We start from the raw sequence: 22,761 nt of genomic DNA, 5'->3' as shown, positions 1-22,761 counted from the left end.
CCGCCGGCAGGTGGCCGAATGGTCCGATTTGGGACCCGGCCCCTTGCCGGACGGAAAAAGGATAAAAAAAAACGGCGCGACTGAGAGGGAGAGACGTCGCGCCGTTCCTTTTGGAACCTACCGGGCAGTGGTTTGGGGGAGACTGCTGACGGTAAATTCCGTACCCGTTGGAAATATATCTAAATGAGCTGGGAAATGCCCACTGACATCATGAAGGACATGCCTGTCCAGAAAAGTACCTTGAGCACCCCGCCGGCCTGATTCTCATAGGAGTGCAGTCCGGTTGAGTCCTCGGGCTGAAACAGATACAAGAACGAAAACGTTTTCTTTCGGGCCACGCGCATGGAAATCCTCCTTGTGCTCGGGTATCCTCAAGGGATGACTTGTACATATGCCTGCGGGCATACGATCGTCCAATAACAATGCGTGAAGCCAGTCATAAGCAAATCTTATAACGAAGCATCCACGCGGGCCACAGGACATTTTTGCAATGGAACTCTATCAGCTTCGGACGTTTGTGGCAGTGGCCGAGGAAGGCAATTTCACCCGGGGGGGCAAGCGTGTGCACGCGACCCAGCCCGCAGTGAGTGCGCATATCAAGGCATTGGAACAGGAGCTTGGCATCCGGCTTTTCGTGCGCACCCCGCGCGGCGTGGAACTGACCGATGCGGGAACGGCTCTGGTGGGCGAGGCCGAAGGCGTGCTGAACGCCGCGGAATCCCTGCTGCGCAAGGCCGAAACCTTTCGGGGCGAACTCTCGGGCACGGTCTCCATCGGCCTGTGCACCACGCCCGGATACCTGCGCGTGGGCGAATTGCTGGCCCACATGGCCGAACACCATCCCCGGCTCAAGCTCAGGCTGTCCCAGAGCCCGACCGTGAACATCCTTCAGGACATGGAGGAAAAGCGGCTGGACGCGGGCTTCGTGTTCTGGAAGACCTCGCGCCACGATCTGGAGACCCTGCCACTGGCCAGGCCCGAATATCACATTGTCGGCCCGGCCTCGTGGAAGGAGACGCTGGACACGGCCGGCGCAGAGGAGCTTTCCAGCCTGCCATGGGTGACCACCCCGGAAGGCAGCCTGTTTCAGGAAATTCAGGACTACATCTGCAAGAAGCACGGCATAGCTCCGGAACACACCATTGGCGCGGATTCCGAAGAGCTCATCCGTCAGATCATCATCGCGGGCAAGGGCCTTGCCATCATGCGCGACGACGAGGCCGAGGAACTCAAGGCCGCCGGACACCTTGCCATCTGCCGCTCTCTGGGCAGCTATCCCGTGGATGTGGGATTCGCCTATCGCGCGGCCAAGCGCGACGACCCGGCCCTTCGCGCCCTGCTCGAAGGCGTCAAGGCCGTGTGGAATGTGGAATAGAGTGGCAGGCTGTCCGGGCAGCTATTCGAGCACGTCGGCCAGAATCCCGGACGAGGCGTAGGGAATGGTGCTCCCGTTCACATCCCGTTCGCCCTGCACCGCATAGGTGGACGCGAACAGGTTGGTCGGGGAAAGCTTCATGGAACCTCCGGCTCGCACGGCCAGAGGCGCGGCAATGGAGAAGTCGCGAATGCGCACGTCCGCGTCCGCGACTTCCGCGGTAAAGGCAAAATCCCGGCACATCCGGTTGCGCGGCAGAATGAGCTGCTGCGAACGCAAATCCACCCAGCCCTTTTTCGGCAGCACGGCCCCGGCAGGCAGAAACAGGCTGCCCGAGGCATGGAGCTGTCCCTGATAATCGCCGTGCCCGAACAGATAGGTCAGATTGAGTTCCCCCTCGAACTCGAAACGGCCGTTGCGGTATATCCCGAGCGTGCACTGCGGTCCGCCCGTATCCAGCCGGACCTTGGCCAGAGGCGAATTGCCCATGCGCACGTAGGCATGCTCGAAACGAAGCACGCCCGGCATTCCGGCCGCAGCCACCTCCAGATTCACGAGCCGGAAGCTCAACGGCCCTTCCCGGTCCATGGATTCCCAGCTGAATCCGGCCGAGGACAATTCCTCGTCGAAACGGACCAGAACCGATGTCCACAGCTTGTCCCACGGCATGAACAGGGCAATGCCGAACGCAAAGCCGGCAAGGGCAAGCACAAGAATCGCCAGAATGCGCGCGGGTGTGGTCCTTGGCGTGGGCAAATGCATGACGATCGTCCCTATCGCGCCAGCACCAGCCGCAGGTCGGCCAGTCTGGGGTCGCTCTGGTTGCGCGTGAGCTCGCACCGGGGATACTGCAATCCGGCGCGATCCCGAAGCCCGGCGAGCAGGGCCACGGTTCTGGTCAGGGGCAGGGCCTCGAACTCCGCCTGAAACGCCTTCTGCCCGTCCTCGGTGGTCGTGGGACGCAGGGACATGAGATTCGGATCAAGATCAAGGGCATCCACCACGACCCAGACGGCCTTGTCCACGGGCTGATCCACCAGATCGCCCTGCCGGGCACGCAGCGTGTTCACTTCGTTGGCGATCACGGCAACTGCCCCATATCGTTCCTTCTTCTTTTCAATGCTCTCGGCCAGACTGCCCGTAAGCAGAAACAGGGCAATGAACAGGCCCAGCATGGTCAGGGCCATGCCGACAAGGGAAAGTCGAAAGAATCGCTGCTGTTTCAGGGGATTCCATTTTTCCCAGAAATATCTGTCGGTCCTGTCCCGGCTCATCGCAACTCCACGGAAAGGGAAAAACTCACGCCGCCCAAAGCCTGTTCGCGCCGGGTCAGCCGGAATTCGTATTTCTCATTTTCGTCCAGAGCCGCAAGATAGTCGTCGAACCGCTCCTCGTGCGGACCGAAGAACCCGGTCGCCGTGGCGGACCGCCGGTCCACGGTCAGGGATTCCAGACGCAGGGAGTCCATGGCCGGTCCGCCCAGCGCTTCGATCACGCTCAGGGGGTCCAGACCGATGCGGCGCTGGGCCGTGAGCTTGCCCTGCTCGAACTGGAGCCGACCGAACGGGCTCTGACCGATATCCTCGCCAAGGACCGAGACATAGAGCCGGCGGGTCTCCCGGTCCAGATCGTCCGCCTGAACATGATGAGCCAGATAGCGCACGCCCTGCCCGGCGCAGAACAGCAGGCCCACGGCCACGACCCAGACCATGGCGCCGAGAAAACGCGCCGATGCCCGGTACGGATCGTACGCGGGCGCGGCCGGACCTCTTCCGGATGCGGGATGCCTGGACGGCTTGATGCGGGGCTGGGACGTCACGACTTTTCTCCATGCGGAATGTACTGCAAAGCCGCGTCACGGGCAAGGGCCCTTGGGGCAAGGGAAAAAACCGGGAAAACATGGCCGGAACGGACGGTTCCCGCATGAATCTAGCCCTTGCCCTTTGGCCCATGGCTATGTATGGAAAGCCCTGCCGCAAAGGCGGCAAGACCAATATAGGAGATGCAACGTGGCTTCCACCGTAGACGAAATCACCATCAATTATTCCGAGGACGGTCAGCTTATCGTCCAGGAACTGGACAAGGTCGTGCTGTCCAAGGGCGCATGGACCACCATCCTGTTCCGCTATCAGGATTTCAACCGGGCCAAACAGGAATTCGGTCCCGAAAAATACACCATCCGCCGCTACCAGAAGGTTGACGGCACGTATCGCCCCAAATCCAAGTTCAACATTTCCAGCAAGGCTCAGGCCGAGAAGATCGTCGAAGCCCTGAACGGCTGGATCAAGTAGAACGCGGTTTTTCACGGGAGGGGGTTTACCGTGTACCTCGGGTCGCACATGTCCATTGCCGGGGGCCTGCACAAGGCTTTCGAGCATATCCGCAAGGTGGACGGGACCGCCCTCCAGATATTCACGCGCAACCAGCGCCAGTGGACGATTCCGCCCCTGACCAACAGGGATGCGGACCTGTTCCGCTCGGCCTGGAAGGCGTGGGGCGACTATCCGATTGCCGCCCACGACTCCTATCTCATCAATCTCGCCTCGGGCAAAGTCGAGCAGGCCGAGCGGTCCATGAACGCATTCAGCGAGGAGCTGCGCCGCATCGAGACTCTGGGCATTCCCTTTCTGGTGACGCATCCCGGCTCGCATCTGGGCGACGGCCCGGACATCGGGCTGGACCGCTACGTGCGCAATCTGGACCGGGCCATTGCCGAATCAGGCACGGCCTCGGGCATGATCCTGCTGGAAACCACGGCAGGACAGGGCACCAATCTCGGTGCCAGTTTCGAGGAACTGGCCCGGATCATCAAGGCCTCGGACCATGGTTCGCGTCTGGGCGTGTGCTATGACACCTGCCACACCTTTGCCGCAGGCTACGACATCCGCACCCCCGAGGCATACCGCGCCACATTCGACGAATTCGACCGCGTCATCGGTCTGGACCGGCTGCGCTTCTTTCACGTGAACGACTCGAAACATCCGCTCGGCTCGCGCAAGGACCGCCACGAACACATCGGGCAGGGGCACATCGGCAAGGACGGCTTTCGCAACCTCATGCGCGATCCGGGCTTTTCCGAGGTCCCCAGGACCCTGGAAACCCCGAAGGGCAAGGACCTGTCCGAGGACGTGCACAACCTTTCGGTATTGCGCGCACTTGCCGCGTAGCCTCGGGAGCCCGACCTATTTACACAGCTCTCCAACATGGTACAGTCCTTCACGGGTGGGCCTGACCCCCGCCCAAGGAGCGAGCATGTCCTGGAACCCCGAGCACTACGAAGACTGGTTCAAGACCCCGGAAGGGCAATACGCTCTGGACCGCGAAATCCGGCTGCTGGAAAGCGTGATTTCAGGCTGGCCCCGGCGTTGCCGCAAGCTTCTGGAAGTGGGCTGCGGAACCGGCCTGTTTCTGGAGGCGCTCTGGGAAATGGGCTTTGACGTGTCCGGCGTGGACAGGGATCTGGAAATGCTGCGGACCGCGCGCGCCCGGCTCGGCCACCGGGCCGACCTTCAGATGGGCAACGGCGAGCATCTGGCCTTTGACGACAACCAGTACGACTACGTGTTCCTGTGGTCCGTGCTGGAATTCGCGGACGAGCAGGAAGAGATGCTTGCGGAAGCGGCGCGGGTTGCGGAAAAGGGCATTCTCGTCGGATTTCTGAACCGCTGCTCCCTGTACTACCACCTGAACGTCAAGTCCGATGACGGCCCCATGAGCAAGGCCTCATGGCTCTCCTGGCCGGAAATGCGCGACATGGTCTTCCGTGTTACCGGATATCGCCCCACGGTCGCCCGTTCGGTACTGCCCGGCCCGCAACAGAGCTGGAAGACAACAGGCGTGGCCAATGCCGCAAACCGACACATCTATCCGCCATGGGTCGGGGCATTCGTGGCCATGCGCGTGGACTTCAAGGGGGTACGTCCCCTGACCCCGCTGCCGGCATGGCGTTCCGAACCGGAAATGGGCTGATCCGGCCGTTCCCCTTCATTTTTCCATGGTTTTCCCGGCCCATTCCCGAATCGCGTCCGCAAGCGTGGGCGTGGAATTGTCCCGGTATTCATAGCGCACATGCGCCACGGGCCTGCTGATATTCAGCAGCCCGGTCAGGTCGATGGGCGTGCCCGAGATCACAAGGTCGCAATCCGCCGCATTGATGGTGTTTTCCAGATCGCGCATCTGCGCCGCGCCGTACCCCATGGCCGGAAGCACGGTGCCGATGTGCGGATAGCGTTCGAACACCCCGCGCAGGGAACCCTGCAGAAACGGCCTCGGGTCCACCATTTCCCGCGCCCCCATGCGCTCGGCGGCAATGGAGCCCGCGCCAAAGGTCATTTCCCCGTGCGTCAGGGTCGGGCCGTCCTCCACCACAAGCACGCGTTTGCCCCGGATCATGTCCGGATCGTCGGTCGTGATTGCCGAATCCGCCCGAATGATCACGGCGTGGGCATTGCACGCCCGGATGTTGCGGCGCACGGTCTCCACGTCCTCGGGATTCGCGGAGTCCACCTTGTTGATCACGGCCACGTCCGCCATGCGCAGATTGGTTTCCCCGGGATGATAGCGCAGCTCGTGCCCGGCCCGGTGCGGGTCCAGCACCACGATGTGCAGGTCCGGCCGGTAGAACGGGGTGTCGTTGTTGCCCCCGTCCCAGATGATCACGTCCGCCTCCTGCTCGGCCCGCTCCAGAATCCGGGCATAATCCACGCCTGCATAGATGATCCCGCCCATGCGCACCACGGGCTCGTATTCCTCGCGCTCCTCGATGGTGCAGTGATGCGCCTCGAAGTCCTCGTATTTCTCGAACCGCTGCACCGCCTGTCGTGTCAGATCGCCATAGGGCATGGGATGGCGGATGACCACGGCACGGCGGCCCATGTCCCGCAGGATGCGCCAGACCTCGCGGCTGGTCTGCGACTTGCCGCAGCCCGTGCGTACCGCGCAGACCGAGATCACGGGTCTGTTGGCCTTGATCATGGTATAGGGCACGCCCGCGATCATGAAATCCGCGCCCGAGGCCGTGACCACGGACGCCTTGCGCATGACCTCGGCATGGGAAATGTCGGAATACGCGAACATGACCAGATCAACGCGATTTTCCCGGATCAGCCCGGCAATATCCGCGTCCGGCACAATGGGAATGCCCTCGGGATACGCGTCCCCGGCCAGCTCAGACGGATATCGGCGACCGTCGATGTCCGGAATCTGCGTGGCCGTGAAACAGACCACGTTGTAACGCGGGTTGCCCCGGAAATAGACGTTGAAGTTGTGGAAATCCCTGCCTGCCGCTCCCATGATGATGACGTTCTCGACCATGTTCCGACTCCTGAATTTCGCAAGCAATGCAACGGGGAATGCGCTGTCCGGCTATGCGGACAGGATGGGCGCGGCCCGGTCCACCGCCCAATCCACCTGATCCCGGGTAATGACCAGAGGCGGGGCAAAACGGATGATGTCGTGATGCGTCTCCTTGCAGAGCAGCCCGGCCTGCCTGAGGCGTTCGCAGTACTGGCGCGCTCCCCCGGCCTCGGGATGGAATTCCACGGCCAGCAGCAGCCCTTTGCCGCGCACCTCCCGGATATCGGGATTTTCGATCTCCCGCAGCCGGGACAGAAAATGGTCGCCCATGCGCGCAGCATTGCCGATCAGGCCCTCGTCGACCAGCACGCGCAATGCGGCCCGGGCCACGGCGCAGGCCAGCGGATTGCCCCCGAACGTGGACCCGTGTTCCCCGGGCTTGAGCACGCCCAGTATCTCGGTATTGGAAAGCACGGCCGACACCGGATAAAACCCGCCGGACAGCGCCTTTCCAATCAACGTCAGGTCGGCTTCGATGCCCTCGTGCTCCTCGGCCAGCAGTTTGCCGGTGCGGCCCAGCCCTGTCTGGATTTCGTCCAGTATCAGGGCTATTCCCGCATCGTCGCAGATGCGCCGCACCTTGCGCAGGTATCCGTCCGGCGGAATGATCACCCCGGCTTCGCCCTGGATCGGCTCCACCAGAAACGCGACCGTATTGTCCGTGATCGCGTCGGCCAGCGCCTGTGCATCGCCATACGGAATCACCCTGAATCCGGGCGTGAACGGCCCGAAGTCCGTGGTGGACGTGGGGTCCGTGGAAAAGCTGATGATGGTGATGGTGCGGCCATGAAAATTGTCCGCGCACACGATGATTTCGGCCTTGTTCTCGGGGACGCCCCGGACCAGATACCCCCATTTGCGCACGGCCTTGATCGCGGTCTCCACGGCCTCGGCCCCGGAATTCATGGGCAGCACCTTGTGCGAACGGGTCAGGTCGCACAGCTCCCGATACAACAGCCCGAGCTGATCGTTGCGGAACGCGCGCGAGGTCAAGGTCAGCCGCTCGGCCTGCGTCTGCATGGCCGACAGTATGCGCGGATGACAATGCCCCTGATTCACGGCCGAATACGCGGAAAGGCAGTCCATGTACTGGTTGCCATCCACGTCCCACACCCATACGCCACTGCCGCGCGAAAGCACCACGTCCAAAGGCTTGTAGTTGTGCGCCCCGTACTGGTCCTCAAGCTGGATGTACTCGTCAGCCCTCATGGCCTGCCTCCCCTCTGTTCGATTGACAAAACACACTGTCCGGACATGGGAATTCACTCAGTACACTCCCATTGCCCGCCCCTGTTGTCAATGCGGAGGAAGAGGCCTTCGGCAACCCTTCCGGGGGGCCGGGCTCTGCCCGGACCCGCCAAGGAGCAAGGCCCCTTGGATCCCCATTCTGTCTTGAGAATTGGAAGAGGCCGGATGCATGCCCTGTCGGGTCATGCATCCGGCCTCTTCCAATTCTCAAGACGGGGTGACTGGCTTCAAAAAAACTGCTTTTCCCTTTGCCTGTTTCCCCTGAGTTCTGATTTCTCGATAGCGGAAGCTCCTGCTTTTCCGCAGCTCCCTACGCCGCCAGACGAGCCGGACAAGTTCCCTCATCCCCCACAGGCGGCGTAGAACCAGAAAGTTTAGGAGAGTCCAGAGAACCCTTTTCAAAGGGTTCTCTGGTCGCCGAAGGCATTCTTCTTCGTCCTAGCCGCATTTGGTATAGCCGCAGGCCTTGCAGATGTTGCAGCCTTCCTCGAAGACCAGGGGTTCGCCGCAGTCGGGGCAGACTTCATGCGTCAGGGAATTGCCGTGGATGGGCACGTTTTCGCCGCGCAGGTAGCGGGTTTCGAACACGAGGGCGATGGCATCCGGGATGGACTTGACCAGATGCTTTTTCATGAACTTGGGATTTTCGCCGCCAATGCCCTTGAGCTGTTCCACGATATCTCGCACGGTCACGCCGGATCGCAGGGCAAGGGACACGAGCCTGCCGATGGCCTCGGCCTTGGCCGTGATGGACCCGCCGGACTTGCCGATGGTGGCGAACACCTCGAAGGGCTTGCCATTCATCTCGTTGATCGTGAGATACAGCGCACCGAGTCCAGTCTCGACCTTCTGGGTGAACCCGTAGATCACGTCCGGCCGGGTCTGGACCTGCGACTTGGCCTTTTCCGCCTTGGCGTCCTTTTCCTTGTCTCCGTCGCCGGTACAGAGCACCTGCGAGGTCTTGGACCCGTCGCGATACACGGTCACGCCCTTGCAGCCGTATTCGTAGGCCTTCCAGTAGATGTCCCAGATTTCCTCGCGCGTGGCCGCGTTGGGCAGGTTCACGGTCTTGGAAACCGCGTTGTCCGTGTATTTCTGGAATGCGGCCTGCATCCTGAGATGCCAGAGCGGTTCGATGTCCATGGACGTGACGAACACTTCGCGAATGTCCTCGGGCAGGTGCTCGATCCGGCGGATGGACCCGACCCGGGCCACTTCCTCCATGAGCTTGGAGCTGTAGGCGTCCGCCTCCTTGAGCGCGGCCTCGAAGTGGGGGTTGGTCTCCACGAGCTTGTCGTTGTCCATGACATTGCGCACGAAGCTGAGCGCGAACAGGGGTTCCACGCCCGAGGAGCAGCCCGCGATGATGGAGAGCGTGCCCGTAGGCGCGATGGTGGTCGTGGTGGCGTTGCGGTAGGGGCCGAGATTGGCCTTGCCGAACACGGAATCCGCATAGGCCGGGAAAGGACCGCGCTCTGCGGCCAGTGTCTTGGACGCGGATCGGGCCTCGTCGTGCATGAACTTCATGACGCGTTCGCCAAGGTCCACGGCCTTCTGGGAGTTGTAGGGAATGCGGAGCTGATAGAGCAGGTCGGCCCAGCCCATCACGCCCAGTCCGATCTTGCGGTTGCGGCCCACGGTCTCGGTGATCTGATCCAGAGGATAGCGGGACGCGTCGATCACGTTGTCCAGAAAGCGCACGGACAGATGAATGGTCTGCTTCAGGCCGTCCCAGTCCACTTCGCCATCCCGGCCGTTTTTGCCTCTGGCATGGAACAGGCCGAGATTGATGGAGCCGAGATTGCAGGCCTCATAGGGCAGAAGCGGCTGCTCCCCGCACGGGTTGGTGGATTCGATATCCCCCTGTTCCGGCGTGGGATTGTCGCGATTGATGCGGTCGAGAAACACGATGCCCGGGTCTCCGGACTCCCATGCCTTGTTCACGAGGATGTTGAACACCTCGCGTGCATTGAGCGTATCCTTGACCTTGCCCGTATGGGGCGCGATCAGGTCGTAGTCCTCGCCCTTTTCCACGGCTTGCATGAAGCGCTCGGTCAGAGCCACGGACAGATTGAAATTGTTCAGCTCGCCATCCCGTTCCTTGGCCTTGATGAATTCCATGATGTCGGGATGGTCGATGCGCAGAATGCCCATGTTGGCTCCGCGCCGGGTGCCGCCCTGCTTGATCTGCTCGGTGGCACAGTTGAAGATGCGCAGAAAGGACAGCGGGCCGGACGCCACGCCGCCCGTGGACCCGACCCGGGAATCCCTGGGCCGCAGCCGGGAAAAGGAAAAACCCGGTTCCGCCACCGGATTTGTGGATGATGGCCGCGTGCTTGACCGCGTCGAAAATGCCCTCGATGGAATCCTCCACCGGCAGCACGAAACAGGCCGCAAGCTGGCCCAGATCGGTCCCCGCATTCATCAGGGTCGGGGAATTGGGCAGAAAGCGGTAGGAGGTCATCAGATCATAGAATTCCCGGGCCAGTTTTGCAGGCGTGTACGGAGATTTTTCGTACTTGGCCTCTTCCGCGGCAATGGCCGCGCCAACCCGCCAGAACATCTCCTGCGCGGTTTCGAAAGGCAGCCCCTGGGCGTCCTTTCGAAAGTAGCGACGAGACAGAACTATCTTGGCGTTTTCGTTGATGATTGGGGCGGGCAACTTGGCGGGCATCTTTATTTCCGACATGAGATACAACTCCTAACGTACTGAAAAGAAAGACTGTTTTGACCAAAAACGCCATCATCCCCTGATGGCGTTAGAGAATCTCTAGACTAGCCGAAGGGGAAAAAAAAGGCCAGCCGAAAAACTCGACGCAAAGGAAAAAGCCGATTTTTCGGACAAGAACATCTAGGAATCATTCGCAATTATTTCTTGGGTAGCAGAACGGTTATGCGGGTGGTGGTCGAATCCGGGACATCAAGTCTGATGTCTCCGCCGAGGGTGGTGGTCACGAGCCGCGCGGTGTACGTGCCCAGTCCGGTGCCGCGCTTCTTGCCGTGGGTCACGTACTTGTCGAAGAAACGGCTGCGGATGGCAGCGGGAACCGCACCCTTGTTCGAGACCACGATGCGGTGCCGGTCTCCGGTATGCAGATCCACGTTCACGGTTTCCCGATCGGGAGAAGCCTCCACCGCGTTGCGAACCAGATTGGAAAGCAGGGCATAACCGAGGATTTCCTCGCAGGGCACGGAAAACACGTTGTTCGGGCCGACAGGCTTCCCGGACAATGTCATGCTCAGGCTGACGTTCTTGGCACGCAGCAGCGGTCCGAGCTCCTCGCCCACGGTATCCAGCACGCGCAGCAGGTCCACGCGCTGCAAGGTCGGGAGATAGGAGCCCTCCTCCATCTTGTACAGGGCGTGCGACAGGTTGATGAGCCGGACCATGCGATCTCCGGCCTGCCCCACGCTGTCCACAAGTCCGCGCTGGGAGTCGGTCAGGTTTTCGGCATTGCGCAACAGCTTGAACAGGGTCTGCGTAGCCAGGGCCGGGGACTTGAGATCATGCCGGATCATGCGTTCCACATCGTCGCGCAACGCCTCCAGCCGCTTGCGCTCGGCAATGTCCTGCACGAACGCGATGACCATTTCGTTTCCCTTGAACGACAATCGGTAGGCCGTGACCTCGATGGGCAGCAGCCCGGACTTGCGGGTCAGGCCGGTGCGTTCCATCACCACCTTGCCCTGCGCCTTGATCGTGGCCAGCAGTTCGGGCCACGCATCCTGATCCAGATCCGCATCCAGATCGAGCACGCGCAGGCCGCTCATTTCGGCCCGGGAATAGCCGAACATTTCCATGGCCGCGATGTTGGCATAGTCGATGGAGCCGTCGGGCTTGAGCCGGAATATGGCCACTGCCGCGTTGTCCATGGCGAACTGTGTCAGGCGAAGCTCCTCTTCGGCCCGGACGCGGTTGGTCACGTCCGTGCCGAAGGAAACCATGGCCAGATTCGTGCCTCGCGTGGCAATGGCGCTGTTGCGCCACAGAATGTGCCGCAATTCCCCGCTTCGGGTGAGGATCGGATTCTGAAAGGTATCCTGCACGCCCTCGCCCGCTGCCATGAGCCGGGCGAATTCCTCGCGAACATAGGGAAAGCGTTCCCGGGGCACCACCACGTCGAACCAGTCCTTTCCCGCAAGTTCATCCCGGGTATAGCCGGTGATGCGTTCCCCGGCGGCATTGAAAAGCTGCACCCGGCCCTCGGAATCCAGTCCCACGATGATCACGTCCGTGGACTCGATGATCTCCCGGTTGGTGATCATGGCCTCGCGCAGCCGATCTTCGGCAAGCTGGCGCATGCGCACCTCGCGTGCGAGCCTGCGGTTCCAGAACAGGAAGACGGCCAGCACGAACACGGCGCCGCCGCCCACGTAAAACGCGATGCGCCACGAATGGGAGCGGTCCACCCAGTCGCGGGAACGCATCACGCTCCAGTAGTCGTAGATTTCGCGGCGTTCCGCCTGGGAAATGGTATCCAGAGCCCGATTGACCAGATCGAGCATTTCGGGCCAGTCCTTTCGCACGCCGATGGAAAGCTGGTAGTTGTACTGGGTGATGGCCGCCACCTTGAGGGTGGTGAATCCGGCCTGTCGGCTCACGAATTCCACGGAGGCCTGCGGCGCCACATAGGCATCCACCTGCCCGTTGGCAACCGCGCGCAGCCCGGCCATGGACCCGGTCACGGGAAGCAGTTCCAGCCCCGGGTAATCCTTGGCAAGACGCAGGTGCGCCAGATGGCCCTGGCCCACGGCCACGGAGCGTCCCCGAAGGTCGTTCAGCCCGGCAATGAAGGGAAAGTCGCTGCGGGTCACGACCACGATGGGCAAAAGCAGGTAGGGGCGGGAGATGAGCAGTTCCCGACTGCGTTCCGGGGAATTGGCCACCACGGAAACCAGATCGACTTCCCGGGCCTTGGCCAGTTCCAGAAGCGACTTGAAGCTGCTGGCAATGATCTGACGCGGCTTCAAGCCGATGCGTTGGGTCACCAGAGCCATGTAGTCCGCAACCATGCCCTGCATCCGGCCGTCCTCACCCCGGAAGATGACCGGCGGTGCATCGATCATGAATCCGATGCGCGGATTGGGATGGGCGGCGAGAAACGCTGTTTCCTCGGGAAAAAGCTTCAGGGCATTTCCCTCCAGCTCGGGCCGCAACTGCTGGGCCGCCGAAGTCCCGGGCCAAACCGCAGACACGGCCAGAACCAGAAGCATGGCTGCCCAAACAGCCCGAAACAGTCGGAATCGGCGGGAATCCGGGTTCATCATTTCCCTATAGGGCTTTTTTCCCCTCGGGATACATGATTTTTTGCATCCGTTTTCAAAAAAAAATAACGGATCGGAAAATCGAAGCGCGCTACCCCGTTTTTGCTCCAAGGTCGGGCACGAGAGCGCAAAGTCGGGAAACCAGAGCCTCGAATATCTGGGACTCGCGGTTGTTGTAGCGGAATTCCAGCTCCTTGAGATACAAGGGGAACCGCTGGCAGGAAATGCCCCGGAACTTCTTGAGCCTGCCCCGGGCGAATCGCCAGAAGCTGTCGTTTCTGGCATCGATCATGGGTGGTTCGTCATGGCGGCGGATGATTTCGTACGGCAGGGACTCGTTGCCGCAGAACACCAGTGCGTCGTAATCCTTGTACCTGTCCGTGTAGACGAGGTTGCCGGCCCGCACCAGCTTGAGCCGGAAGTTCATGTGGAAATGAAACACGGTTTCGGCCTGGAATCCGGGCACCAGATCGATGAATACCAGTCCGTCCCGATGCAAAATGCCGTAGACCGGAATGGTGTCCATGCGCATGTCCTTGGGCCCGCCCGTGAGACGGGTTCCCTTGAGATAGGAATTCAGCCCGGTTTCCGGGCCCATGAGCTGGGTCGCGTCCGGGGCATGGGCCAGAATGGCGAACCGGAGCGCGGTCAGGGCCTTGTACACGGTATTGTAGGACAGGCCCAGATCCTGCTTCATCTGATGCACGGTGCGTTCCTGCATGAAGAGCCGGGTCAGGCCGATCCATTCCGTGCAGGAAAGCGCGCCGTTGTTGATCCAGCGGCCGGAAAAGGGCTGGAACGTGTACTTGCAGGAAGAGCAGCGCAACCGCTGGCCGGACAGGGTGTATATCTTGCGATTGCCGCAGCGGGGGCAGTAGGGTTCACCCCCGGGCCAGCAGTGGGCGAGCAGGAACTCCCGGGCCCGCTGCTCGTTACGCAGCAGGGCCTTGATATTGTTCGGGTACTGTTGTTCCGCAAAGGCGGGAACCGCATTGCCGACAATGGCGGGATCATATTCGCAGCGCGCCGCTTCCATGATGTTCTCTCCTAGAATCCCCAGGCCGAGAGCGTACCTCGCCGATACCCCTGATCCATGGCCACGTAATCCAGAACAAGGGAGTCGAGGTCGTCCAGCACCGGGAGCGGGACCCGATCCAGGGCCCGGAAATCAATGGTCTTGATGTATGCCTTGCAGGTCTGGCACACATCCACGCGAAAACCCGGTTCCTGTTCCACCGTGAAAAAGGTCAGTTTCTTCTGGTCGTCCTCGCCGCAGACCGGACAGGCAATGCGCCGCACCCGGAACTCGTGGCGACAGAACGAACAGGTCATGTGCCGAAATCCCTCCCGCTGGCGCAGGGACGAGATCAGGGGCAGGGAGCCGCAGATCGGGCAGGAGCCGTTATGCCATGTGGTCACTTCGGGCAGCCGCTCGGCCAGCAGCTCCGCGGCAACCTCGATGGACGGACCGAGCGCTGCCGCAGCCAGAAACCGCGTCAACTGGGGCGCCTCCGGCGTGACCTGCGACCATTTTTCGAAAAATGTCGTGTTCTCGGAAAAATACGCATCGAACAGCTCGTCCGGGACAAGCTCGTTCTTCTGCAGGGCTTCGGCCAGCAGCGCCGCGCCCTTCTGCATGGGCATGTCACCCCGACCGATCAGGCCGAACACCTGATCCAGCAGATTCCGGGCCTGTTCGCGGTCATGGGGAAACGCGTCCCGGGCCACCAGCGGCACGCCCCGGATCACGTCCTCGCCGGACGCGCAGGCCAAATCCTCGGACAGGGACACCGAGGCCTGTTGTCTGGCCGAGAGCTGCATGCGTGCCACATCTTCGATCAGGTTGACCAATTCTCCGGGCAGCGCCTGCTTCGCCTTGATGTGGGCGATCTTCGACTCCATTCTGCGGCCAGCTTCCTCGTAATCGTAACTCATGAATACCTCGCGTTTCTCCGAATATGCCGAAACGCTAGGTTTCAGACTCAGACGTGCCAACGATTCCAGACCTGCTCAAAGTTTGGCACCAGCCTTTGAACAAGTCAAATCATTTCGAGAAAATAGAGCAACCTATTTTATGTCTTTTTGAGCATAATGATATGGTTCAAGACCAGCGGCATCCAAGGGATGGCGCCACTTCTGCCTCTTTCATAGATAATATCTATCTTACGAATAGAAAAGGGGGGAGAGCGCCGGAGCCGAATCTCCGGGGGCAAGGGCCGTGCCCGGAGCAAGGGGCAGAATTGCGTTTGCCCGGGACAGGGAAAGAAGCACGGGAACATTCCGGCCGATCAGGGGCGAGGCGGTCAGCCGCGCATTTTCAAGACGCACGGCGCAGGGAACCAGCCACTCCAGTCCGGGCTTGGCATACAGGGAATCCGCAAGCTCGACCCGAAGAGGCGAAGACGGAGCAAACCCGGCCATGCCGCGCAGCACGGGCAGGACCAGAGCATGCATGCAGGCGAACACCGCACCGGGCGGACCGGGCAGGCTGACCATCAGGGTGGTGTTGCGCATGCCCGCGAAAACGCTCTTGCCCGGGCGCATGGCAACGCCCTGGAACAGCGGTTCGAATCCCGCGCGCATGGCGGCGTTCGCAGTGAAATCCCGTTCGCTGCGGCCAGTGCCGCCCGAAGTGATGATGAGAGCGGGGGCAGGCTCGCGCACGAGTTCGCGCATCAGGGCGTCGGGATCGTCCCTGACCGGGATGGCGGATTCCACCACGGCTCCGGTCCGTGCGGCCAGTCCCGAGGCCAGCACCAGATTGTCGGCAGGAATGCGGCCCGGCCCGGCCTGATCCGGCGGGGCCAGTTCGCTGCCCACGGCCAGAATCCGTACTGCGGGCGGCTCGTGCACGGAAACCAGCGGCGTGCGGGTTCGTGCGAGAACGGCTGCGGCCTGAGGTGTGACCGAACCGCCTTTGGCGAGAATCAGGTCATGGGCACCAATGTCCGCGCCGGGACCGGACGTGAACCAGCCGGGTCGAAGCGGCGCAGTCAGGATCAGGGAACCGGACTGCTCCCGGACATCCTCTTCCGCAACAACACAGTCCGCCCCCGAGGGCAGGGGCCCACCCGTAAGGATGCGCACGGCCGTGCCGGGTTCGAGCGGCTCGGAGGATCGGGTTTCCGCATGAATCTCGCCGCGTATCGCCAGAACTGCCGGGGCAGCGTCGGAAGCCTGTGCCGAATCCCGGGCGGCCAATGCGTAGCCGTCGCGCAGGGACACGGCCTGTTCGGGCACCGAGACTCCGGCAAGCATGTCCGCAGCAGCGGCCAGCCCCACGGCGCGGGACGGAGGCAGTTCCACGACGCGACTCGGGCGCACCCGTTCCATCAGCCGTTTCACGGCCTTTTCCCGGGTGATTTGCGTCAGCGTCATGTTCCTAGTCCTGTATGCGTCCGGGGTCGTTGTAGACCCAGAAGCTGTCGTGCTTCACATTGCCGATGAGGGTGACTCCGGTCTTGCGGGCCAGTTCCACGGAAAAACTGGTTGCCACGGCCGTGGAGATCATGACCGGAACTCCGATGCGCACCACCTTGAGCAGGATTTCCGAGGCCACGCGGCCCGTGGACACGATCATCTTGTCGTCCACGCTCACGTCTTCCAGAAAGCACTGGCCGCAGATCATGTCGATGGCATTGTGTCTGCCGATGTCCTCGCGAAAGAAGAGCATTTCGGTGGGGGTGCACAGGGAGGAATTGTGGCACCCGCGCGTGGCCGTGTAAAGCGTGGACCGCTCGTGCAGCTCCCGGGCCAGAGACAGCACCTGTTCCGGGGTGACGCGCACGTCTCCGGAAAGCCGCCGCCGGGAAATGGTGGTCACGTTGCGGCCGAAATTCGTGCCCTTGCCGCAGCCCGAGGTGATGGACCGTTCCATGACCCGGTTTTTCCACGGATCGTTGCAGGTCTCCACCTCGGCCACAAGCCGATCTTCCTGTTCACGCACGGTCAGGTCGGTGATCTGGTCCGGATCGGAGACAAAGGCGTCGGACTTGAGAAAGCCCACGGCAAGGTATTCCGGGTGCTTGCCCGTGCACAGCAGGGTCACCACCTCGCGGCCGTTGAGCATGATGGTCAGCGGCACTTCGCGGATGGACCGGATCGGGGTCGGGGTAAACCCGTTCGGACCGTATTGTTTCACTTCATAGGATAGGGAGTCCATGTCTTCCTCCGAACATTCCCGGGAACCCATGGCGTTTTCCCGTATCTGCGGTTATAGAAAAGGAGTCCGGCGCAGGGCAACGCCCGGGCAATTCCCCAGACTTTCACACCCGAGGGAGGAAAGCATGACCAAGGTCGTCTGCATGGTGGGCAAGAAGAAATCCGGAAAGACCACGTTCATCGAAAAGCTCGTGCCCGCGCTGGCCCGACTGGGCGTATCCGTGGGCACGGTCAAGCACGACGCCCATTCGTTCGACATGGATCATGAAGGCAAGGATTCGTGGCGGCACCGCAAATGCGGGGCCGAAACCGTGGTGGTCTCTTCCCCGGCCCAGGTCGCAATGATCAGGAGCGTGGAGCGGGAAATGTCTCTGGAGCAGATTGTGGACACGTATTTCCGGGATCGGCATCTGGTCATCGCCGAGGGGTATTTCCGATCGGATTTTCCCAAGATGGAGATTTTTCGCCCCGAGGCACACGACCTGCCCCTGTGCACCCGGTCGATTGCCGGGGAAAAGCAGCTTCTGGCCATGATCACGGACAAGCCGACCGATGTCGGGGTGCCGACCTTTTCCCCGGACGATGCCGAGGGCGCGGCCCAATGGCTGGCCCGGCATCTGCTCGGCTGGGTGGCCAGCGGCATGTGGTCCGGGGAAAAATGAGGCCGGTCTAGTCCACGGTCTGGAATTTCTCCCGGACCGCGTCGCACACCGGGCACCGTTCCGGCGCCATGTTGCCCTGCGCCACGAATCCGCAGATGCGGCAGACGTGCAGCCCGGTTTCGGACAGGGAATCCGCCTTTTCGGCCAGTGCCTTGTGGTTCATGGCGGTCTTCAGAAACTGGGACAACGCGGCCTCCACGGGCGTGGCGCCTTCCTCGCCGGCAATGGCAACCCCCTCCCTGTACTCGTCGATCCAGCCCCGCAGGTCCTGAAGCGTGTCTTCCAGATTGGTGTCCGTATCCCCGATGCGCCCCCTGAGCAGCATGAGCGCTCTGGACGCATGCGTGTGCCGCGCCAGTGCCAGGGCGCGAAAGGTCCTTGCCGCCCCGGGCCTGTTTTCGCGTTCGGCCCGAAGCGCGTGCATTTCATTGGCTGCCGCAGCCACGGCTTCCGTGACATAGGCCCTTTCCAATTTTTTCCCAACTCTGTTCCATGCTAATTGCCTACCTATAAAATAATGAATACTATTGACGAAGGGGAAGCGGAATGAGATTGCTTGCGGATGTGCGCCATCTTGGGCGCATTCGCATATTTCTTCAACCAAATTCAGAGAAGCAAACCATGAAAGGCACGATCAAATTCAAGCTGATTCTGGGATTCGCCGTCATTACCCTGATTCTGGCCGCAGTCGGCATCAGCGGATATCACGGCGTCACGCAGGAACAGAAGGCGCTGGAGCACCTGCTCACCAAGAGCCTGCCTCTGGTCACGGCGGCCGAGGACATCCGGACTCTGGGCCTGAACCACCGCATATACGAAAAGGACTTCTTCATGGACATCGGCAGCCCTGAGAAGCAGGCCGAAGCCGTGCGCAAGTTCAACGCCGAATCCGAAAAACTCCTCAAGACCCTGGCCTTTCTGGAGGAACAGAGCCGCGAGGAAGCCAGTCTTGCCAAGCTTCAGCAGCTCATTGCCGGGCTTGACGAAAAATACGCCGCCTACAGGAACGGCGTGTTCTCCACCATGGAGAGGGTGCGCAACGATCCCTCCATCACCTCGGAGCAGGCCAATGCCCTGCTCACCCCGTACAAGCAGATCACCTACGACTTTGCCCGGGACGTGGACCTTGTTTCCGCCACAGTGAGCCGGTTCATGACCGACAGAGGCAAGGAAGTCATGGAGACTGCCGACTTCGAGGCATACCTGATTCTCGGGCTGCTCGTGGCCGGACTTCTGGCCGCGATTCTGGCCGGATATCTCAGCGTGCGCGCCACCATCAATCCTCTGGGCCGCATGGTCCGGTTCGCCTCCGCAGTTGCGGGCGGCGATTTCAAGGCCCGGGCAGAAGGCGTGTTCACCGGCGAAATGGGATTGCTGCGGCAGGCCGTGGACACCATGCTCAAGACGGTTTTCGACAAGATCGAGGAAGCCGAGGAAGCCGCGGACAACGCGGCCAAGGCTGCGGACGACGCGCGTCGCGCCCAGGCCGATGCGCAGGAAGCCAACATCCGCAACGAGGCCCAGAGCCGGGGCCTGCTCGAAGCGGCCCAGCGGCTGCGTGATCTCATGAGCAGCCTGACCTCGGCCACCGAGGAGCTCTCCGTACAGGTGGAACAGGTGGCACGCGGCGCGGACGTGCAGAATGCACGCACCACCGAGACCTCCACGGCCATGGAACAGATGAACGCCAGCATCATGGAAGTGGCACGCGGCGCTGCCGAGGCCGCGGAAAATGCCGAGGCCGTGCGCGAAAAGGCCCAGTCCGGCGCCGGAGTGGTGGCGGATGTGGTCTCCTCGGTCAACGACGTGGAAACCCATTCCATGCGCATGCAGCGCAGTCTGGAATCCCTCGGCGAACAGGCCGAGGGCATCGGCAAGATCATGAACGTGATCACGGACATTGCGGACCAGACCAACCTGCTCGCCCTGAACGCGGCCATCGAGGCGGCGCGCGCTGGCGAGGCCGGACGCGGTTTTGCCGTGGTGGCCGACGAAGTGCGCAAGCTCGCGGAAAAGACCATGCAGGCCACCAAGGAAGTGGGCGACGCAGTCTCTGCCATCCAGAACGGCACCCGCGACAACATGAAGGAAATGCAAGGCGCGAATCAGGCTGTTTCCACAAGCGCGGATCTGGCCCATTCCGCCGGAGAAGCTCTTGAAGAGATCGTCCGCTACATCGAGACCAACACCGGCCAGATCCACACCATTGCCACGGCTGCCGAGGAACAGTCCGCAGCCAGCGAGGAAGTGACCCACGCTCTGGACGAAGTAAGCAGCATTGCCGATGAAAACGCCCACGGCATGTCGGAATCCGCTGTTGCCCTGCGCGAACTCGCTTCCCTGACCGAACAGATCAACGTGGTGATCGAGGGCATGGCCAGCGGCGATGCCGCAGCTCTGGAACACGCGGCCGCGCAGTTGTCCGCTCCGATTTCCGCTTCCCGCCCCGCATCGTACGCGCCCAGACCGTCCGCATCCCGTCCTGCGCCGACCACGGCGTCGGCAGCGGCCAGACGCAGACCGTCCACCGGCAATCTCATGGACTGGGACGAAAGCTTTTCCGTGGGCGTGCGCGAGATAGATCAGCAGCACAGGAAACTGTTCGATCTGGTCAACGCACTGCACAAGGCCATGCGCACGGGCAAGGGCAGCGACATTCTGGGCAAGGTGTTCGAGGAACTCCGCGAATACACGGTCCATCATTTCGCCCATGAGGAATCCCTGTTCGAGGAACACCACTATCCGGCCATGATCGGCCACCAGAAGGAGCACACCAAGCTCGTGGATCAGGTGCTGGAACTGGAAAAGGAATTCAAGGCCGGACGCGCGGCCATCACCAACGAGGTCATGGAATTCCTGCGCAACTGGCTCGTGAACCACATCAAGGGCACGGACAGGAAGTACGGTCCGTTCCTGAACCGCGCCGGAGTGCGCTAGGCCTTCGGATCGAAAATCAGTCGCTTGAAGGAAAAGGCGCCCCGCAGAAAACGGGGCGCCTTTTTTGTGTCGAAAAAAGGTTGGCTATGGTCTGAGCTGGCTGAAAAGCATGCCCGCGAGCATCAGGCCGCAACCGATCATGGCGCGGACCGTGAGCACTTCGCCGAGCACCAGACAGCCGCCGATGACCGCGAACACGGATTCCAGACTCAGGATGATGGCCGCATGCGCGGGTTGCGCGTCCCGCTGGGCCAGCACCTGAAGCGTGTAGGCCACGCCCACGGAAAGCAGGCCGCCATAGAGAATGGGAATGGCTGCGCCCTCGAGCCCGGCAAGGGTGATCTCCTCGGTGGCAACCGCGCCGATCAGGCTGAGCACGGCGCAGGCCGCGAACTGGAGAGAGGAAAGCTTGACCGCGTCGCAACCGTCCATGCCCGGGGAGAGCTTGCCCACGATGATCACGTGTCCGGCCCAGAACAATGCGCTGGCCAGCACCAGCATGTCCCCGAAGGACACGCTCAGGCCGCTGGTCACGGAGAGCAGATACATGCCGGCAACGGCCAGTCCCGCGCCGACCCACGTGCCCAGTCCGGCTCGCTGGCCGAAGAACAGGCCCATGAGCGGCACCAGCACCACGTAGAGTCCGGTGATGAATCCGGCCTTGCCCGCAGTGGACGGTTCCAGCCCCAGCGCCTGAAGCTGCGGTCCGGCAAGGCCGATCTGCTGGAGCGTGGCTCCGGCGAACAGGGCCAGCCCCAGAATCAGGCCGCCCCGGACCAGACGTTTTCGATCCGTGGCGGCAAAGCCCGGAGCCCTGCCGCGCTCCATGCGGCGAAACAGGGGAACGAGTGCCACGGAACCGAGCGCAAAGCGCACTCCGTTGAACGTGAGCGGTCCCACATGGTCCATGCTCATGCGCTGGGCCACGAAGGCGAGCCCCCAGATGGCGGCGGTGACGAAAAGCAGCAGGTCGGCACGCAGGGTGCGTGTATTCATGATCTCCCTCCCGGAAACCCCTTTGCATACGGGGAATCCTCTGGAGAGGCAAGCGCGCCCGACCGGGAAAAAACGGCTGCTAGGACGGCTGCTCCACTTCGGGTTCGGCCTGCTCGCTCATGATGCCCTTGATCAGGTCCACGAGATATTCCACGGCCTCGGGCGTGCCCTCGGCCGGGGCCCATTCCGGGATGTCCTTGTCGTCGGTCCGGGAATACGGCCCGTCCTTGACCTCGAAGAGCAGGGTGTCCGGCTTGAACGCGAAAAAGGTGTGATACACGCCCGGGGCCACGTCCACGCCGAACACGGCGGTGCCGGGCTGCACGATGAGGTGGCTGGTCACGTTGCCGGTTTCATCGAATTCGATGAACAGCATGCCCCCGGAAATCACGAGCACGGTTTCGGACTTGTCCGGATTCCGGTGCCGATGGGGCGGGATGTAGGTGCCGGGCTGCAACGCGTTGAACATGCGGTGCAGCGACTCCCCGTCATGCTTGTGCAGGGGCTGGATCATCCGCTTGCGCGGGCTTTCCCTGGACAGACGCAGGAGTTCGCTGACCATTTCCAAGGTGATGGGCACCACGTCCCCGGACGGCGGTTCCAGAGCCAACGGGTATTTCTTGTCTATATCGCTCATCATGACGTGGTAGCCCTGCACAGGGGAAATGGCAAGCCGGACACGATGTTTCCCGGGCATGTCGTCTTCTCATTGCCCGGATTCCCCGGCGCAGGTATGGTGAAGCAAAAGTCCAAGGAGCAGCG

20 protein-coding genes and 1 pseudogene are annotated in these 22,761 nt (G+C 61.9%); 6 read left to right on the top strand and 15 right to left on the bottom strand.

The features are described from left to right. Positions 1-179 precede the first annotated feature (179 nt). The gene (locus tag MPN23_RS12680) at positions 180-344 is read right to left on the bottom strand and encodes a hypothetical protein (RefSeq protein WP_243544559.1); all 165 of its coding nucleotides are present in this window, start codon (positions 342-344) and stop codon (positions 180-182) included. Positions 345-490: 146 nt separating this feature from the next. On the opposite strand from MPN23_RS12680, the gene MPN23_RS12675 reads away from it, so the two are divergent. After that, complete coding sequence (locus tag MPN23_RS12675) at positions 491-1,375, top strand: LysR family transcriptional regulator (protein ID WP_243544558.1); 885 nt, start codon at positions 491-493, stop codon at positions 1,373-1,375. Positions 1,376-1,396: 21 nt separating this feature from the next. Here the strand turns inward: MPN23_RS12675 and MPN23_RS12670 are convergent, their stop codons facing one another. Genes MPN23_RS12670 through MPN23_RS12660 form a run of 3 tightly spaced genes read right to left on the bottom strand, consistent with a single transcriptional unit; the run spans position 1,397 to position 3,194 of the window. Next, positions 1,397-2,137 carry a hypothetical protein gene (locus tag MPN23_RS12670; protein WP_243544557.1) on the bottom strand — a complete coding sequence of 247 codons (741 nt, stop codon included), beginning with the start codon at positions 2,135-2,137 and terminating at the stop codon, positions 1,397-1,399. An 11-nt stretch (positions 2,138-2,148) separates the two neighbouring features. Beyond that, on the bottom strand, positions 2,149-2,649 hold the full coding sequence (locus tag MPN23_RS12665; RefSeq protein ID WP_243544556.1) for a hypothetical protein: 501 nt from the start codon (positions 2,647-2,649) through the stop codon (positions 2,149-2,151). Further along, positions 2,646-3,194 carry a hypothetical protein gene (locus MPN23_RS12660; protein WP_243544555.1) on the bottom strand — a complete coding sequence of 183 codons (549 nt, stop codon included), beginning with the start codon at positions 3,192-3,194 and terminating at the stop codon, positions 2,646-2,648. Before MPN23_RS12660 ends, MPN23_RS12665 begins: the two co-directional genes overlap by 4 nt. A gap of 190 nt (positions 3,195-3,384) precedes the next feature. On the opposite strand from MPN23_RS12660, the gene MPN23_RS12655 reads away from it, so the two are divergent. The 3 genes from MPN23_RS12655 (at position 3,385) to MPN23_RS12645 (ending at position 5,344) form a co-directional block, all read left to right on the top strand. Further along, positions 3,385-3,666: a hypothetical protein gene (locus MPN23_RS12655; protein WP_243544554.1), complete on the top strand. Its 282-nt coding sequence runs from the start codon at positions 3,385-3,387 to the stop codon at positions 3,664-3,666. A gap of 30 nt (positions 3,667-3,696) precedes the next feature. Then, positions 3,697-4,542: a deoxyribonuclease IV gene (locus MPN23_RS12650; RefSeq protein WP_243544553.1), complete on the top strand. Its 846-nt coding sequence runs from the start codon at positions 3,697-3,699 to the stop codon at positions 4,540-4,542. Between the two features lie 85 nt (positions 4,543-4,627). Then, positions 4,628-5,344 (top strand): class I SAM-dependent methyltransferase, encoded by a 717-nt coding sequence (locus MPN23_RS12645; protein ID WP_243544552.1) that lies wholly within the window; start codon positions 4,628-4,630, stop codon positions 5,342-5,344. 15 nt (positions 5,345-5,359) lie between these two features. Here the strand turns inward: MPN23_RS12645 and MPN23_RS12640 are convergent, their stop codons facing one another. The 8 genes and pseudogenes from MPN23_RS12640 to fdhD all read right to left on the bottom strand — a co-directional run bounded on the left by MPN23_RS12640 (position 5,360) and on the right by fdhD (position 17,405). Beyond that, positions 5,360-6,688: a cyclic 2,3-diphosphoglycerate synthase gene (locus MPN23_RS12640; RefSeq protein WP_243544551.1), complete on the bottom strand. Its 1,329-nt coding sequence runs from the start codon at positions 6,686-6,688 to the stop codon at positions 5,360-5,362. A 51-nt stretch (positions 6,689-6,739) separates the two neighbouring features. Next, complete coding sequence (gene rocD, locus MPN23_RS12635; RefSeq protein ID WP_243544550.1) at positions 6,740-7,939, bottom strand: ornithine--oxo-acid transaminase; 1,200 nt, start codon at positions 7,937-7,939, stop codon at positions 6,740-6,742. A gap of 477 nt (positions 7,940-8,416) precedes the next feature. Continuing rightward, positions 8,417-10,667, bottom strand: a pseudogene (locus tag MPN23_RS12630) (vitamin B12-dependent ribonucleotide reductase). A gap of 179 nt (positions 10,668-10,846) precedes the next feature. Continuing rightward, positions 10,847-13,243, bottom strand: coding sequence for a PAS domain S-box protein (locus tag MPN23_RS12625; protein WP_243544549.1), 2,397 nt, complete (start codon positions 13,241-13,243; stop codon positions 10,847-10,849). A 91-nt stretch (positions 13,244-13,334) separates the two neighbouring features. After that, positions 13,335-14,279 carry an IS1595 family transposase gene (locus MPN23_RS12620; RefSeq protein WP_243544548.1) on the bottom strand — a complete coding sequence of 315 codons (945 nt, stop codon included), beginning with the start codon at positions 14,277-14,279 and terminating at the stop codon, positions 13,335-13,337. Positions 14,280-14,290: 11 nt separating this feature from the next. Further along, positions 14,291-15,178, bottom strand: a complete 888-nt coding sequence (locus MPN23_RS12615) for a formate dehydrogenase accessory protein FdhE (protein WP_243544547.1) — start codon at positions 15,176-15,178, stop codon at positions 14,291-14,293. Between the two features lie 228 nt (positions 15,179-15,406). Continuing rightward, entirely contained in the window at positions 15,407-16,621 is a 1,215-nt protein-coding gene (locus MPN23_RS12610; RefSeq protein WP_243544546.1) for a molybdopterin molybdotransferase MoeA, read from the bottom strand. Positions 16,622-16,625: 4 nt separating this feature from the next. Beyond that, the gene (gene fdhD / locus MPN23_RS12605) at positions 16,626-17,405 is read right to left on the bottom strand and encodes a formate dehydrogenase accessory sulfurtransferase FdhD (RefSeq protein WP_243544545.1); all 780 of its coding nucleotides are present in this window, start codon (positions 17,403-17,405) and stop codon (positions 16,626-16,628) included. Between the two features lie 124 nt (positions 17,406-17,529). Between fdhD and mobB the strand changes: the two genes are divergently transcribed. Further along, complete coding sequence (gene mobB, locus MPN23_RS12600) at positions 17,530-18,066, top strand: molybdopterin-guanine dinucleotide biosynthesis protein B (RefSeq protein ID WP_243544544.1); 537 nt, start codon at positions 17,530-17,532, stop codon at positions 18,064-18,066. Between the two features lie 7 nt (positions 18,067-18,073). On the opposite strand, the gene MPN23_RS12595 is transcribed toward mobB, so the two are convergent. Next, the gene (locus MPN23_RS12595; protein WP_243544543.1) at positions 18,074-18,538 is read right to left on the bottom strand and encodes a rubredoxin-like domain-containing protein; all 465 of its coding nucleotides are present in this window, start codon (positions 18,536-18,538) and stop codon (positions 18,074-18,076) included. Positions 18,539-18,687: 149 nt separating this feature from the next. Here MPN23_RS12595 and MPN23_RS12590 point away from each other — a divergent pair, with 149 nt between their 5' ends. Continuing rightward, complete coding sequence (locus tag MPN23_RS12590; RefSeq protein WP_243544542.1) at positions 18,688-21,003, top strand: bacteriohemerythrin; 2,316 nt, start codon at positions 18,688-18,690, stop codon at positions 21,001-21,003. Positions 21,004-21,087: 84 nt separating this feature from the next. Here MPN23_RS12590 and MPN23_RS12585 read toward each other — a convergent pair whose 3' ends face one another. After that, on the bottom strand, positions 21,088-21,999 hold the full coding sequence (locus tag MPN23_RS12585; protein ID WP_243544541.1) for a DMT family transporter: 912 nt from the start codon (positions 21,997-21,999) through the stop codon (positions 21,088-21,090). A 79-nt stretch (positions 22,000-22,078) separates the two neighbouring features. Next, positions 22,079-22,696 (bottom strand): WbuC family cupin fold metalloprotein, encoded by a 618-nt coding sequence (locus MPN23_RS12580; protein WP_243544540.1) that lies wholly within the window; start codon positions 22,694-22,696, stop codon positions 22,079-22,081. Positions 22,697-22,761 lie beyond the last annotated feature (65 nt).

It is taken from the genome of Pseudodesulfovibrio tunisiensis (assembly GCF_022809775.1).
GTDB lineage: Bacteria > Desulfobacterota > Desulfovibrionia > Desulfovibrionales > Desulfovibrionaceae > Pseudodesulfovibrio > Pseudodesulfovibrio tunisiensis.
Note: the sequence above shows the minus strand (reverse complement) of the source record. Positions and strands in the feature narration are given on the sequence as shown.